Here is a 14,415-nt window from a genome sequence, read left to right on the forward strand (position 1 = left end):
TTCTAGTTCACGGTGCCGGTCAACAGATCCAAAATTGGTTTCGCCATCCAGTTCAACCCCACCTTCAGTTGATGTTCGAGGGTGGGCATGCGGTAGAGGTAGGCCAGTCGCCGTGCCAAGTAGGCCAGAGGGCCATCGAGGGTCAGTCCTAGCCCTGCCAAGGCGGCGCGATCAGTTCCGAGGGTGAGCATTTCACCGAGATGGGAATAACGACAGGGCAGTAGCGGGCGATCGCTCAGACTGGCCCAGAGATTCCAAGCCGCATAATCCGCCTGTTGAAAAGCTGCCTGTGCCGTATGGGGAATGGCTTGGCCTTGCTCATCCACGGCATCCGCAGCATCCCCAAGGGCAAAAATCTCTGGATGATCAACGACTTGCAATGTGGGCATCACCTGCAGGCGCCCCGTGGAGGTTTTGGGCAAATCAAGGGCAGCAATCACGGGTGAAACGGCTGTACCGACCGTCCATAGGACAATATCAACGGGCAGATCATCAACGCGGTCTTTGTATTGCAGGGAAATCTGATCCGCAGTGACAGCAACCGGGGTTGTTTCCAAATCAATCCAAACGCCCCGCTCTTCAAGGGCACGCAGAGCTGCCTTGCGATTAAATTCTGGAGAAGACTTGAGAATCTCGGTGTTGCGATCCACCAAACGAATGCGCCCGCGGCTACCTAAGCGCTCCGCTAGTTTACAGGCCAATTCCACGCCACTGGGACCGGCACCGACCACCACCACGCGGATGCGATCGCGATCAGAGCGCTCCCGCCGTTGCAACGCTTCTTCGAGACGGTAGGCATCACTGAGGGTTCGGAAGGTCAAGGCATACTCTGCAACACCGGGAATGCTGTTTTTAGGGGTTTCCCCCCCCAAGGCAAGGACAAGGTTGTCGTAGATGAGCGGGGTGCCCTCGGTCAAGTGTACCGTTTTTTCCTTGAGAGCCACAGCGCTCACGGTTCCCTGATGAAAGACGACCGGGGTCTCCTTGAGCAACTCAACAAAGGGCGGGGCAATTTCCCACGCCTGTAGCTCCCCTGTAATTAATTCGTAAAGGAGGGGAGTAAAGACAAAGCGATCGCTCTGATCAACAAGGGTAATCTCTGGAGGCGCAGACCAAGGAAATTGGCCAAGGCGGAGGGCGGTATAAAGCCCGCCAAACCCCCCACCTAGAATACAAATTTGGCTTTTCACCGCTGATTCCGTCATGATGCTATCCCCCTCAGTATAACTTGCGCCTTTGAGAGGTCAGCAATTTGGGGCACGGCTCGGGTCTCGTGGATAGCTGGTTCTGGCAGTAAGGGGCGATCGCGCCGCAGCCAAATCGCTTGCAGACCAGCACCTTGGGCACCGAGGACATCATCCTCCCAACTGTCACCAATGTGCCAAACCTGAGAGGTCGCATAGGGGGTCACCGCCCGCTCAAAGATCAGCCGATTCGGTTTCGCCGCCCCCACCTCACTGGAAATCCACACCTCCTTGAAAAACGGCGCTAACCCCAAGGCCTCTAGCACCCCATAGAGACGGCTATCAAAATTCGACACCACCATCAGAGGAATGCCCTGAGCTTGCCACTCCTTCAACGCAGGCAGGACATCGCTATAAAGCAACCAAGGCTCAGCCGTGGCATAGTAGGCAAAGACAGGGGCAAAAAAACGATCAAAATCCGCAAACTGATCCAAGACGCCCGCGCGGCGAAATGTCTCTGCCGCAACCCCTTGCCACCACCGCAATTCTGCCTCTGCCCGTTGTGCAGCCTCAAGATCAGGGAAAGCGCAGGGCGGGGCAGCCCTAAAGGCCTTAAAGAAGGCCACATCTAATGCGGCTGAATCAACCTGAACCCCGACTTCAGCAGCAAAGCGACCATAAACGGTACCCACGGATTCCCGTAGGCCAAAGAGGGTGCCGACCGCATCGAGGGTAATGAGTTGGGGCGGATCAAGCGGGGGCATCGGAACTGGCATCTACAGCGGGTGGGGGAGAGGCCTGCTGGGCACGGCGCTTGCGTTCTTGCTCCACCAGTTCTTTCATTAGACTACGAGCCTGATTGATTTTATCGAGGTTGCTGCGGTAGAGTTCGAGATCCCGCTTGACTTTCTCGATGGGCAGCTTAATGACGGGAGCCAGTTGATCCAGTGTCTCGTTGAGATTCGTTGTCAGATCCCCCGCCAGCTCCTCAAGGAAGGCATACAGTCCCACCGCATGGAGGCGGCTATATTTGCCCTCGTGGTTGAGGCTGCTGAGGGGGGCACTGGGTTGACCACTGTTGAGTTCATCGAGGATTTGACTCAAGGGGCGGCCTTGGTACTGTTGCCAACTGGCGGCATCCTCCTTAAGCTGTTGCGGGTTCATTTCCTCAGCCCCGCAGAGGGCATGGAAAATACTGGCGCGATCGCCCTCAGGCTGATACCCCTCCATAAACTGGTCAAAGGCGGTCACGACCCCAAGGGCAAATAGGGGAGAGTAGCGAAAATCTACATTGACGCGCAGCAGGTGGATTTCGACCAGCAGTTCTTCAATAAAGCGGCGGTAGATCGAGTGAATCGGTCGCCTGTGAGCCGCATAAAAAGCGCGTTTGGTATCAGAGACAGTTCGAGGATTTTGCACAAGCTCTGCCGATATTCGTTAAAAAATGTCATGATTCTTTACTATTATCCCCCATTGTGCTCCCCCAATCAAATATGCCGCCTGAGCTTGCCTTAGCCATTGGCCAATTCAACAGAGGTGAATTCTATGCCTGCCATGACACCCTCGAAGCCCTCTGGTTAGAGGCCAGTGAACCTGAGCGCACGTTTTACCAAGGTCTGCTACAAATTGCCGTGGCCTGCTATCACCTGAGTCGGGGCAACCAGCGGGGAGCGATTTTGCTGTTGGGGGAAGGGCGGCGTCGCCTTGAACAGTGTGATCCAGACTTTTGCGGCCTAGATTTGACAGCCTTTTTGACGGCAGTGGCGGCGTTACAGGCGCAGCTTCAGACCCCCCTTGACTCAGAGCCAAAAATTCAGTTGCATCTTGGCGTTGCTCAATCCCTCGATCAAGCCTAGACCCCGACAGCCCTTAAAACTCAAGCTCATCCTCTTCAGACGCTTCAGCAATTGGGGTGTCTGGACTTTCTCCCTCATCGGGTAAGCGAATAACCACCCCGTTAAAGAATCGTGCCAGTTTTTCGGCAGATTCACGCACAGGATCCGGGTCAGTGGTGAGAGGGGGCGGGGGTGGAGTAGGGGTTGGTTCTATGGGGGGTGGCGGTAGTTCTTCCCGTGGTTGAGAGGGAATGACGACAGCGGAGTGCGGCGGCTCCTTAGCTTTTGGCGCAGGCGTGGTTTTGTGGGGTAGGGGGGCAATCTCAAAGGCAACTTTGATGCGGCGGCCTAGAACTTGGGAAAAGGCGGCTTCAATTTTGGCTTGGTTATTCTTCGTCAGATTTAACAGTGTTTGATTAACAATGCCGATGTGCACCTCGCGATCGCTCATTTGTCGCAGGTGACCATGTTGCGAGAGCAGAGCATAGGTACTCATTTGCATCTGTTGTAAGAGCTGTAATGCTTGGTGCCACACCTCTTCAGGATTCTCGGCTGGTGCTTCAGTGGCTGGCTCTGGTGGAAGCGTTGGTGCAACAGGGTCTTTAATTTTTTGAACCGGTTTGGCCTGTGACTCAGATTCCTTGGGAGGCGGTTCTGGGGTCTTAGCAGGCGCAGCCAGGGCTTGGGGTTCGGCCTTAGGCGTTGGGACGCTCCTGAGTTTTGGATCAGCGGTAGGCGTTACTGGCGTTGCAGCAGGCGGTGGAACCGTCTCTGTGATCAGCCCCAGAATACTAATTTCCAGCCAGAGACGGGGTTGATTGCTCTGTTTGACTTGACTTTCACAGGTGCGCAGATGTTGTTGGGCGTGCAGAATTTCCTCAACTGACCAGGCCTCAGCAAGGGTAATCAGTGCTTGCCATGTTTCCGCTGTCAGGGCTACCAAGTCCTGCCGTTCAGGAGCCGTCTTGGCCAAGAGCAGATCGCGATAGAGGCTGGCCAGATTTTGCAAAATCGTCAGCGGATCGCGACCCCGTTCCAGTAATTGGCGGGTGTGCTCAAGAACCGCCACCGCATCCCGACGGGCGATCGCCCCCAGCAATTGCCGCAGATCCTGTTCTGGTACTGCCCCAGCCAGTTGCCATACATGTTCTACCGTGATCCGTTCAGGATATAAGCTCAACTGATCCAGCAAGCTTTCAGCATCCCGCAGTCCCCCTTGGGACAATTGTGCCACCAGGGTCAAGGCCTGCGGCTCAATGTCAATTTGCTCCTTATCGGCAATGTGCTGAAGGTGGGCAACCATCTCCCCTAGGGGAATCCGCCGAAAATCAAAGCGCTGACAGCGGGAAATAATTGTTGGCAAAACTCGCTGCGGATCTGTGGTGGCAAGGACAAAGACCACATGGGGCGGCGGCTCCTCTAGGGTTTTGAGGAGGGCATTGAAGGCCGACACACTGAGCATGTGGCATTCGTCAATCACATAAACTTTGTAGCGACACTGTACTGGGGCAAATTGTGCCTTCTCAATCAGTTCGCGAATGTTGTCCACCCCGGTGTGGCTGGCAGCATCAATTTCAATCACATCTAAGCTAGTGCCATTGGCCACCTGACGGCAGACCTCACACTGGCCACAGGGATCGGGGGTAGGCTTGGGAGTCCTCAGGCAGTTGAGGGACTTGGCTAAAATACGGGCACTAGAGGTTTTACCCGTGCCGCGAGGACCACAAAAAAGATAGGCAGGGGCAATGCGCTCCTTGAGTAGGGCTTGGGTAAGCGTGGTGGCGATCGCCCTTTGACCCACTAGATCTGCAAAGCGTTGGGGACGGTATTTGTGATGCAGGGGTTCGTAGGTCACTGCTGGGCTGCAATGGATATGCCAGAAGGCGCTGGTGAGCAAATGCTGCGCATGTTATTCTAACAGGCCAACGATGGCCATAGGCTCACCCCCTGATGCGCCTGCGATGGAACCAGCCCTAGGATCTAAAACCAGCCTTTTTTGCTAGCAATGTATGTTCTATGAAATTCTTCATCACTTTTGGTCAGGTAAATAATGCCCTCAATGATGCCAATAATACTCATGACAGGGGCAAGCAGGCCACAGGTTAAAAGACTCACCAGTAGCATGATCAAGCCCTCCGTGTTGTAGCCAAGCACAAACTTGTGAATGCCAAAGGCACCCAAGAGAATACCGCAAATGGCAGCTGCAATTTTTTTCCCTGAAATATCGGAGTTCGAGGTCATGGTTCCTTCCCCAATGGTTATTTTTGATACAGCGCGATCGCGCCCTCTTGGCCTACATCCTTCAGGGTTTCAGGGGGACTGTCAAGGGGCAAGTAGGCAGTTTGTTGATTGACGTCGAAGGTCAGGGTCAGGTTTTAAGCAGCAGCGACCCAATCAGCAAGGGGTTCCCAGCGCACAGTGCGATCGCCCCCCACTTCCACCACCACTTTGAACTTCGGTAGGGTTTGGGTTAACTGTGCCAAGTAGGCAAATTCCTGCCTTGAGAGGCGCTTGCCATCAATCAGCCAGAGCACCAGTCCCTTGGCATTGGGGGGCAGGTTTTCCAAGTGGTAGGTCACTAGGGGGGGCTGAAAATAAACGCGAATGTCTTCCTTGCCCGTGTGAGCCGGACGAATCCCGTGCGCTTGGGTCAGGTAGGCTGCTAAATCCCCCAAACCCGGTGCGCTCATGTGCAGGGTGGTATAGCCCTTGGAACGCAGTCGCCGTTGATAGCGACCCTCAAAGCCCCCCTCCGGCGGAACAAAGAGTGCCAGTGCCCCCGCCGATTCTAAATCTTTGACAAATTGATAGCCAGCCAGCAGACCCATAGATCTTTTCTCACAGGTTTTAGCATTCCATCCAGCACTTTATCATGGTCATTCCTACAGCGGGTATGCCTAAGTTAATAGCAGGGCAAATAGCCCACATAAGGCAATACCATCAAAGACACCCGCGCCACCAATACTCAGCACTCCCGCCGACATCCGCTCAATTTCCCGTAGGTGGAGTAAATCTGCACCAATCAGGGTTCCCAGCACACCGCCAGCAAAGGCAATGGGTGCGGCCGCTACGCCTCCAGAAATCAAAATGGCTGTCATTGCTGCTGTCAGGGGCGCGACCAAGGCATTCATTTGAATACCAATCCCCGGTACCACCTGAGCAGAGTAGTAACTGACAGCGGCCACAATTGCCGTCACCAAGAGAATCGCCAAGGGACTGACGCGGGTAAATTGATAGAGGGCTAGCACCGTCGGGATCAAGCCGCCCCCCACATTCAGTGCCACAATCGTCTTTTGCTCAATTTTGCGCAGGGGAATGCCCCAAAACCGACTTAACCAGAGTGCCTCAAAGTCGGGAACAATGGCCACCGTGGAGACCCGCTCATAGAGGGGGATATTAATCGTGCTGCCGAGAATCACAAGCAGCAGTAGCACTGAGGCAGCAGTGGGTGAAAAGCCCAACTTGGCAACGGCCACTTGTACAGCATCAAGAGCGATCGCTAGCCAAAGGAAAGGCAGCGACAGTAACAGTAGCACAAAAAGTAGAGCAGTAACAGGCAGATAAATCATAGGAATTGGCAATCACGTTAAACTTGCGAGGATTCTTGGGGCAGTGCCGCAAGGGCTTCCTTGAGGGCTTTAGCCAAGGCGATCGCGGAAGGATAGCGATCGGGCAACAGAGGAGCCGTAGCACGGTGCAACACCTGTTTCAAAGGGTAAGGAATCTCTGGGCGATCCGAAACATCAAGGCGATGAAAGCCATCACGGTGGTGATAGAAACGCATCGGACTATCCCCCAACAGCAGAAAGGCTAGGGTTGCGCCCACTGCAAACAGATCCGACTGAATGGTGGGTTTGCCCATCATCTGTTCCGGAGCACTGTAGCCCTCCACGGCAATGCGGGTGCCACCGGGGGAATGCCCCAGTTCTTTAACCGCCCCAAAGTCAATCAAAACAATTTGGTTATCCCGCGATCGCACCAGTAGGTTACTGGGTTTGAGATCCCGGTGAATCACGGGTGGATCCTGATTGTGCAGATAGTCCAAGACACCGCAGGTTTGAATCATCCACTGCACCGCCTGAGGAATTGGCACCGTGCCATTGCGCAGTACCCAGCGCTCTAGGTCAATGCCATGAATGAGTTCCATGACCAAATAGCTTTTGCCATCTTCCACGAAAAAGTCATAAAAGCGGGGAATCCCTGCATGGTCAAGGAGCTGTAAGATGCGAGCTTCCCGTTCAAAGAGTTCCTGTGCCTTTTCATTGTCCTCCATATCAGACCGCAGTTCTTTGAGAACCCGCACCTCTGGAACCTTGTCAGTCCATCCCCCGGGGGGTTGCGCTTCACAGGCCAAGTAGGTTGTGCCAATGCCACCATGCCCTAAAAGGCGCAGGATGTGATAGTTGCGTACGGTGCGCTGCACATTGAGGGGTTGACCACAGTGAATGCAAAACAGATTCCCTGGCATATTACCGGCATGGGTACACTCACTGAGGGTGGGCGCACTGCGGCGAAAGGTTTGCTCATGGAATTCAAGAATTGGGCCTGTGGGTCCTAGCTGAATGAGACTGCCACTGGCAAGTTTGCTCTCGTCAACAAGGCGACCATCAACAAACGTCCCGATCGCCCCCAAACTTTTGAGATACCAACGCCCGATATTTTCTGGATCCCGATAGCAAGACAGTTCAGCGTGATAGCGACTAATGAGAATATCATTGAGAATCACATCATTGTCTGCGGCACGACCAATACGAATAGTCGTTTTAATCGGAAAACGCCATGTTTTGACCGGAGTGCGTTTCCAAGGATCTAACAGGTGCAGAATAATCACGGGTGTGGAACTGCCACAGCAAACTCATCGAGATTTAGCCTATTTTCCTACACTTTGCCGATGTCTGCAGTGTTTTGCAATAAATCATAAACAGCTCAAGATGCCAAGGCTAACTGTTCTAACTGAGCATGCAGCCTTATTTTAGACTGTCTATCTGGCTTGGCAGTGCGCAATTGTTTATGAAAGAGACTATAGTCTTGGATTTCTCACTACTGCCAAAGCGTAGTACACTAGGGGTAGTGCTGGTGTAGCTCAGTTGGTAGAGCAACTGACTTGTAATCAGTAGGTCGTCGGTTCGAGTCCGACCATCAGCTTTGATCCACTTTCACTCATTTCAGCACAATAGGGCTTGTCCCTTAGGCCAAGCGTTGCTGCCGACAACAGGTCTATCATGATCAAGGAAACGATCGCGCCACCTCTGCCATGCTTGTCTATTGCACCCGTCCCTACTGTCGTTGTCCCCAAAACGATGTTCCAGACTTAGACAACCCCAACAAACGGTACAGTCGTGTGGCTGAACGCTTTTGTACGGCCTGTGGGATGCCCTTGATTCTACGGGGACGATACGTTGCAGAGCGGGTTCTGGGTCAGGGGGGGTTTGGGGCGGCCTATCTAGCGCGGGATTTGGATACCCCCGGTCGGCGCGAATGCGTGATCAAGCAATTTCGCCCCAACGTCTCCGATCCCCAGAGTCGGCAAAAAGCTCAGGAACTCTTTGAGCGGGAAGGGCAAGTCCTTGAGGAACTGGGACAGCATGCCCAAATTCCCGACTTGCTGGCATTTTTTGCTGAAGAGGTTCCCAGTGCCAATGGCCAAGGAACAGAACAGTATTTCTACTTGGTGCAGGAATATATTGACGGCGAAACCCTCGAAGATGAACTGGCTCAAAAGGGATGCTTTAGTGAGGAAGAGGTGCGGCAGGTGCTGCGGGAACTCCTACCCGTGTTGCAGTACGTCCATGACCACGGCTCGATCCACCGTGACATTAAGCTCTCAAATATTATGCGCCAGCACCCCAGCAAGACAAAGTTTCCCGGCCAAGGGCGGCTCTATCTGCTGGATTTTGGTGCGGTGAAGCAGATTTCCCAAGCGGGGGGACAGCAAGGACACTTTACGGGTATTTATACCCAGTACTATGCGCCACCGGAACAAGCACGGGGGGAACGGGTCTATCCCAGTTCAGATCTCTATGCCTTAGCAGTGACTTGTATCATATTGCTGACCGGCAAAGATCCCAGTGAGCTATTCGACGCCTATAACAACCGCTGGCATTGGCATTCCTATGCCCAAGTCAGTCCACAACTGCAAGCCATTCTAGATCGCATGCTACAACCTGCTCCTAGCGATCGCTACCAATCAGCGGCAGAGGTCTTAGCGGACTTAAATGCTTACTCTACCCCCGCCCCACCACCGCCCCCACCGCCACAACCAGTAACAGTAGCACCCCCTTCCCCGCCACCCGTAGTGTCACAACCGGCACCCCCTCCTTCACCTGGACCGGTGACGCCACCGACCAGCACACCACGTCCGAAAGCAAAACCGCCCCGCCAGCCTGCGCCTCCCTTACCGGCATTGAAAATTCTCATTGGTGCTGGCTTTACGGGCTTTGAAATGACGGCCTTGGGGTTGATGATTTTTAGTTTGATGACCGCTTGGCAGTTGCCTGTTGGTGTGAGTGCGGGGTTGATTGGTGCTCTATTTGCCTTTTTGGTGTTTTTGCAGTACAAACGCTGGATTGAACACTGGGAGCAGTTGATCATTGCGGTCATTTCAGGGGCAGTTCTTTTTTTTGTCCCCCTCTTGCAAGCAGGCCTAGGGGGTGTGACAGCGCTGCTCATTTGTGGTTTAGTGGGGTTGGGTTGCATGGTTATGGGCAACATTTTTTTGCTGATTTACAATATCTTGGCGCGGTTGCTGTAGGAGCGGGGCAATGCAGTTAACGTGGTTGGAGAGCAATACTTGGTTGTGGGAGTTAGGTTATACGCGGATTTTGGTTGATCCGTGGTTTGTCGGGGCACTGACTTTTGGCAACACGCCTTGGCTGTTTCAGGCGGAGCGATCGCGCCCCTGTGCCATGCCGACTGATGTGGATGTCATTTTGCTTTCCCAAGGGCTACCGGATCACTGCCATAAACCTACCCTCCGCACCTGCGATCGCGCCCTACCGGTCATTGCCTCCCCCAGTGCCGCCAAAGTTGCCCAAGGCCTTGGCTTTGAAACAGTGATTGCCCTTAGCCCCCACCAAACCTACACGTACCGCGATCTCACAATTCAAGCCACGAAGGGCGCTAGTATCGGCCCTCGTCAACAGGAAAATGGTTACGTTCTGCGCTGGGGCACTCAAAGTCTCTACTATGAACCCCACGGCTGTCATGATTCGTGGCTGCGCACCTACGGCAAGGTGGATGTGGTGATTACGCCGCTGTTGGATGTCTGTTTACCCGTGGTGGGGGCGATTCTCAAGGGGGGCAAAACGGCATTGGAATTGGGGCAATGGCTTCAGCCCAAGGTGATGATCACCACCGCTGGCAATGGTACCCTCCGTCTTCAGGGATGGCTACCGCGACTGCTCTCGGTCAAAGGCACCCTTGAGGAACTGCAAGTGTCGTTTCAGCGGCTAGGCCTCAACACTCGTTTGGTGGAACCAGTAGCCTACACTCCCCTTGTTCTTCTGGCTGAGCTCTAGGGATGCGACGCTGGCTACGGCCTTTGATTCTCTTTTGGCAAGAGGTAATTCTTCTACTTCAGGACAATCAGCGGTTTTTGCAGTTGCTCAGTCAGATTGAGGGGATCGCGACTCGGGTGCTGGCGATCGGGATGCTGCTGGTGGTCATCGTCGCCATTATTGATTTGGGGCGGATTCTGACCGTGGAGCTATTCTCACCCCCCTTGGGACAGTTTAGCCTTGAACTGGTGAAAATCTTTGGCCTCTTTCTCAATGTGCTTGTGGCTCTGGAGATTCTTGAAAATATCACCGCCTACCTGAAAACCCACGTCTCGTCGCAAATCGTTGAGCTAGTAATTGTCACGTCTCTAATTGCCATTGCCCGTAAAATTATCATTCTGGATATTGGCCAACCGGAAACGGTGGCAAAGCTCTTGGGGCTGGCGATCGCCATCTTGGCCTTGTCTGCCAGTTACTGGATTGTGCGTCGCCTAAACTACCGGCGGCGTCCCTGAGGGATAGACCTGCTCGCGGTAGGCTTGTGCCTGTTCTAGGGTTGTTTGCAGCCGCTCCCAGTCCTCCTGCTCCACTTGGCGAATCAGATCATCAAGGGTGGCACGGTAGTGAATCAGGCAGTGGCGCAACGCCGCGCGGTTATATTCCGCCATCATCCGTCCCAACTCTGGATTGCCGCCGCCAACACGACTGGTATCGCGAAAGCCGGAGCTGGCCAACTGCTGGGCAAGCTTCCGAATCGGCTCATTGGCTTCTTGGGCATTCGCAAGAATCAGTGCTGCACTCACGAGGACGGGAAGGTGGGAAATCCAAGCAACAGCGCGATCGTGATCCGAGGGGGTGGCATAGAGTAGCTTGGCACCGAGATCATTGACCACACCAGCCACACAGTCAATGGCCGCACTGTCAGTGTAGAGGGTTGGGGTGAGAACATAGGGGGCATTCTCAAAGAGATGGGCTTGCGCCGCTTCAATGCCGGATTCTGCGGTACCGGCCATCGGGTGCCCACCGACATAGCGAGGCCAGAGTTTTTCGAGGGCGGGGACAATTTCTCCTTTGACGGATCCCACGTCTGTCAGCACTGTTTCTGGACTGAGGTAGGGGGTAATGTCCAAGGCGACACTGAGAATGCTGCCAATGGGGGGACAGAGAAACACCAGATCAAGGGCACGCAAAATTTCTGGCTCCGTACTGCCCCAGTCAATGGCACCCTTGGCGATCGCCCGCTCACAGGTTTCCGGCCGCCGACTCAGCCCAACCACATAGTGCCCCTTTGCCCGCAGATCAATGCCCAGTGAACCACCAATGAGTCCCAGCCCGACGATGCCAATCCGCAGCATAGTGCCCCTAAACTTGAATACTTTTACGATTGTGACATTGATTCTTGTTCTGAGGGACATTCCCCTCCTATGCAGATTTGTGCTTTGGATTCACAGCCAGAGGGGGGGGCTTCGATACAATCAGAAATGAATCTGTTGCGCTTTAGGCCACCAATGATGAAACGCCTTGCCCATTTGCTTCAGCAGACCCTCAAATGCTGCCTTGGCCTTGCCCTTGTTTGGTGCCTCAGTAGCGGTACACCGGTGTGGGCAGCAGCAGCTCACCATAGTTTTGTGGCAGCCGCAGTGGAGCGGGTTGGCGATGCGGTTGTTCGCATTGATACCGAACGCACGATTGTGCGCCCAGCGGATCCCCTCTTGAGTGATCCCTTCTTTCGCCAATTTTTCCCCGGTTTAGCCTTGCCCCCTCAAGAGGATCGGCTGCGGGGTCAGGGGTCGGGGTTCATCATTGATCCCAGTGGCATTGTTATGACCAACGCCCATGTGGTGAGTCAAGCAGATACGGTAACAGTGCGCCTCAAGGATGGCCGCGTCTTTGAGGGCGAGGTGCGCGGCGTGGATGAGGTATCTGATCTAGCGATTGTCAAACTCAAAGGGGTCACCGAACCACTACCCACTGCGCCCCTTGGCGATTCCAGTGACGTGAAAGTGGGGGATTGGGCGATCGCCGTCGGGAATCCCCTTGGCCTTGATAACACCGTCACATTGGGCATTGTCAGTACACTCCACCGTTCCAGCGCCCAAGTGGGTATCCCCGATAAGCGCCTTGATTTTATTCAAACGGACGCGGCCATCAACCCCGGCAACTCTGGGGGGCCGTTGCTCAACGAAGAGGGAGAAGTGATTGGCATTAACACTGCCATTCGTGCCGATGCCATGGGGATTGGCTTTGCGATTCCAATTAATAAGGCCAAAGCGCTGCAAGAACGCCTGATTCGCGGTGAAAAAATTCAACACGCCTACATTGGCATTCAAATGACCACCTTCACGCCAGCAATGGCCAAGGAAAACAATGCTAACCCCAACTCACCAGTGATTCTGCCAGAGGTCAATGGCGTTCTTGTCCTGCAAGTGTTGCCCAATACACCGGCGGCAAAAGCCGGTCTGCGCTGGGGGGATGTGATTACAGCCGTGGATGGGGAACCGATTACCAGTGCCGATCAGTTGCAGGGGATTGTTGATAGTGCTGCTGTGGGGCAAGTTCTCAACCTGACCGTTCAACGGGGCGATCGCAGCCAACGGATTGCGGTGCGGACAGCGGAGTTGCAGGGAGCGGCTTAGGATGCCCTTGGGGCTACTGCTGCTGTGGCTCTTTGCCCTTGCCACCCGCTTTTGGGGGCTGACTCGCTTTCCCACACTGGTATTTGATGAGGTCTATTTTGCCCGCTTTGGCCGCAACTATCTTGCCGGTGTTCCTTTCTTTGATGCCCATCCGCCTTTGGGAAAATACCTGATTGCCCTGAGCATTTGGCTGGGGGGCGGCTTTCACCCTTGGGGCTATCGCTGGTTGAATGCCCTGATGGGATCACTGATTCCCGTAGCGGTGGCAGTGTTGGCCTATCTCCTGACGCGGCGATCGCGAGTGGCACTGTTATCGGGACTCTTTATTGCCCTCGATGGCCTCTTTTTGGTGGAGTCCCGCTATGCTCTCATCAATATCTCCCTTGTCCTTTTTGGGGTGGTGGCACAGATTCTCTGGTTGTGGGGGCTGCGCTACCGAGGAAGGGGGCGATCGCTCTGGCTGATGGCCGCAGGTGTTGCCTTTGGCGCCTGTGGGGCGGTGAAGTGGAGTGGCTTGGGATTCCTGTTGGGGGTAGGGCTTTTCTGGCTTCTCCAGCAGAGGTTACCGCTGCCTGCTGAATGGAAGACCACTTACCAGTGGTGGCAGATGTGCCTGCTACTCCCCGTTGTCGCCTTTGTGGTTTATACCCTGCTCTGGCTACCCCATCTCCAGTTTCATCCCCACCAGAGCCTACTTGACCTCCATCGCCAAATGTTTAACTTTCATCGCAGTGTTGCCAGTACTGCCCATCCCTACTGTTCACCGTGGTGGTCTTGGCCGCTTCTGCTACGCCCCATGAGCTACTTTTTTCAGCGGGTGCAAACCCTCAGTGAACCCGTGCCGGTCATTGGCCCGCCCCTACCACTGGCAGATACGCAATGGGTTTATGCCGTCTATGCCCTCTTTAATCCCCCCCTGCTGTGGCTGGGCACCTTGGCCACGGTGGCTCTTGTCCCCCTTAGCTTGACCACAACCGCAGGTCGTTTTGTGCTCTTAAACTATGCTGCCAATCTCTTGCCCTGGGCACTGGTGAGCCGCTGTGTTTTTATCTATCACTACCTCCCCGCTGCCCTCTATAGCTTTATGGCCTTGGCCTTGGTCTGGGAAGCCAGCCGCGATTGGGGAGTTTGGGCACGCTGGGCAGGCATTGCCGTCCTAGGGATCGTTGTTGGGGGCTTCCTCTACTGGCTGCCCCTTGACTTAGGACTACCCCTGACGCCCCAAGACTTTTTTAGGCGGATGTGGTTGCCGTCTTGGATTTAG

Annotated in this window: 15 protein-coding genes and 1 tRNA gene; 7 read left to right on the plus strand and 9 right to left on the minus strand. The window is 54.5% G+C overall.

The window, feature by feature from the left end; genetic code table 11:
* Positions 1-2: 2 nt before the first annotated feature.
* Genes RHP47_RS12490 through psb29 form a run of 3 tightly spaced genes read right to left on the minus strand, consistent with a single transcriptional unit; the run spans position 3 to position 2,603 of the window.
* A complete protein-coding gene (locus RHP47_RS12490) occupies positions 3-1,205 on the minus strand; it encodes an NAD(P)/FAD-dependent oxidoreductase (protein ID WP_286668773.1) in 1,203 nt (400 codons plus the stop codon).
* A complete protein-coding gene (locus tag RHP47_RS12495) occupies positions 1,202-1,948 on the minus strand; it encodes an HAD family hydrolase (protein WP_149821370.1) in 747 nt (248 codons plus the stop codon). Before RHP47_RS12495 ends, RHP47_RS12490 begins: the two co-directional genes overlap by 4 nt.
* Positions 1,935-2,603, minus strand: a complete 669-nt coding sequence (gene psb29 / locus RHP47_RS12500) for a photosystem II biogenesis protein Psp29 (protein ID WP_286625958.1) — start codon at positions 2,601-2,603, stop codon at positions 1,935-1,937. The genes RHP47_RS12495 and psb29 overlap by 14 nt, the downstream gene beginning before the upstream one ends.
* 74 nt (positions 2,604-2,677) lie before the next feature.
* Here psb29 and RHP47_RS12505 point away from each other — a divergent pair, with 74 nt between their 5' ends.
* On the plus strand, positions 2,678-3,040 hold the full coding sequence (locus tag RHP47_RS12505; RefSeq protein ID WP_286668776.1) for a DUF309 domain-containing protein: 363 nt from the start codon (positions 2,678-2,680) through the stop codon (positions 3,038-3,040).
* Positions 3,041-3,053: 13 nt separating this feature from the next.
* Here RHP47_RS12505 and RHP47_RS12510 read toward each other — a convergent pair whose 3' ends face one another.
* From RHP47_RS12510 to RHP47_RS12530, 5 genes are all read right to left on the minus strand, one after another.
* Positions 3,054-4,874 (minus strand): DNA polymerase III subunit gamma/tau, encoded by a 1,821-nt coding sequence (locus RHP47_RS12510; RefSeq protein WP_310840626.1) that lies wholly within the window; start codon positions 4,872-4,874, stop codon positions 3,054-3,056.
* Between the two features lie 125 nt (positions 4,875-4,999).
* On the minus strand, positions 5,000-5,260 hold the full coding sequence (locus tag RHP47_RS12515) for a TM2 domain-containing protein (protein WP_310840627.1): 261 nt from the start codon (positions 5,258-5,260) through the stop codon (positions 5,000-5,002).
* Positions 5,261-5,394: 134 nt separating this feature from the next.
* Positions 5,395-5,847 carry a photosynthetic/respiratory NAD(P)H-quinone oxidoreductase subunit N gene (gene ndhN / locus RHP47_RS12520; RefSeq protein ID WP_149821379.1) on the minus strand — a complete coding sequence of 151 codons (453 nt, stop codon included), beginning with the start codon at positions 5,845-5,847 and terminating at the stop codon, positions 5,395-5,397.
* Positions 5,848-5,916: 69 nt separating this feature from the next.
* On the minus strand, positions 5,917-6,588 hold the full coding sequence (locus tag RHP47_RS12525; RefSeq protein WP_149821381.1) for a DUF1614 domain-containing protein: 672 nt from the start codon (positions 6,586-6,588) through the stop codon (positions 5,917-5,919).
* Between the two features lie 17 nt (positions 6,589-6,605).
* The gene (locus RHP47_RS12530) at positions 6,606-7,850 is read right to left on the minus strand and encodes a protein kinase domain-containing protein (RefSeq protein WP_149821383.1); all 1,245 of its coding nucleotides are present in this window, start codon (positions 7,848-7,850) and stop codon (positions 6,606-6,608) included.
* A 241-nt stretch (positions 7,851-8,091) separates the two neighbouring features.
* Between RHP47_RS12530 and RHP47_RS12535 the strand changes: the two genes are divergently transcribed.
* The 4 genes from RHP47_RS12535 (at position 8,092) to RHP47_RS12550 (ending at position 11,030) form a co-directional block, all read left to right on the plus strand.
* Positions 8,092-8,164 (plus strand) — tRNA-Thr (locus RHP47_RS12535).
* A 109-nt stretch (positions 8,165-8,273) separates the two neighbouring features.
* A complete protein-coding gene (locus RHP47_RS12540) occupies positions 8,274-9,770 on the plus strand; it encodes a serine/threonine-protein kinase (RefSeq protein ID WP_149821385.1) in 1,497 nt (498 codons plus the stop codon).
* A gap of 10 nt (positions 9,771-9,780) precedes the next feature.
* Positions 9,781-10,536, plus strand: coding sequence for an MBL fold metallo-hydrolase (locus RHP47_RS12545; RefSeq protein ID WP_310840628.1), 756 nt, complete (start codon positions 9,781-9,783; stop codon positions 10,534-10,536).
* 2 nt (positions 10,537-10,538) lie between these two features.
* Positions 10,539-11,030, plus strand: a complete 492-nt coding sequence (locus tag RHP47_RS12550) for a phosphate-starvation-inducible PsiE family protein (RefSeq protein ID WP_286625967.1) — start codon at positions 10,539-10,541, stop codon at positions 11,028-11,030.
* On the opposite strand, the gene RHP47_RS12555 is transcribed toward RHP47_RS12550, so the two are convergent.
* A complete protein-coding gene (locus RHP47_RS12555; protein WP_315863464.1) occupies positions 11,007-11,867 on the minus strand; it encodes a prephenate/arogenate dehydrogenase in 861 nt (286 codons plus the stop codon). The two genes, RHP47_RS12550 and RHP47_RS12555, sit on opposite strands and share 24 nt — an antisense overlap.
* Before the next feature lie 129 nt (positions 11,868-11,996).
* On the opposite strand from RHP47_RS12555, the gene RHP47_RS12560 reads away from it, so the two are divergent.
* Entirely contained in the window at positions 11,997-13,151 is a 1,155-nt protein-coding gene (locus RHP47_RS12560) for an HhoA/HhoB/HtrA family serine endopeptidase (protein WP_286668778.1), read from the plus strand.
* Position 13,152: 1 nt separating this feature from the next.
* Positions 13,153-14,415, plus strand: coding sequence for a phospholipid carrier-dependent glycosyltransferase (locus tag RHP47_RS12565; RefSeq protein WP_310840631.1), 1,263 nt, complete (start codon positions 13,153-13,155; stop codon positions 14,413-14,415).

It is taken from the genome of Thermosynechococcus sp. QKsg1, from assembly GCF_031586415.1.
In the GTDB taxonomy this organism is placed as follows: domain Bacteria; phylum Cyanobacteriota; class Cyanobacteriia; order Thermosynechococcales; family Thermosynechococcaceae; genus Thermosynechococcus.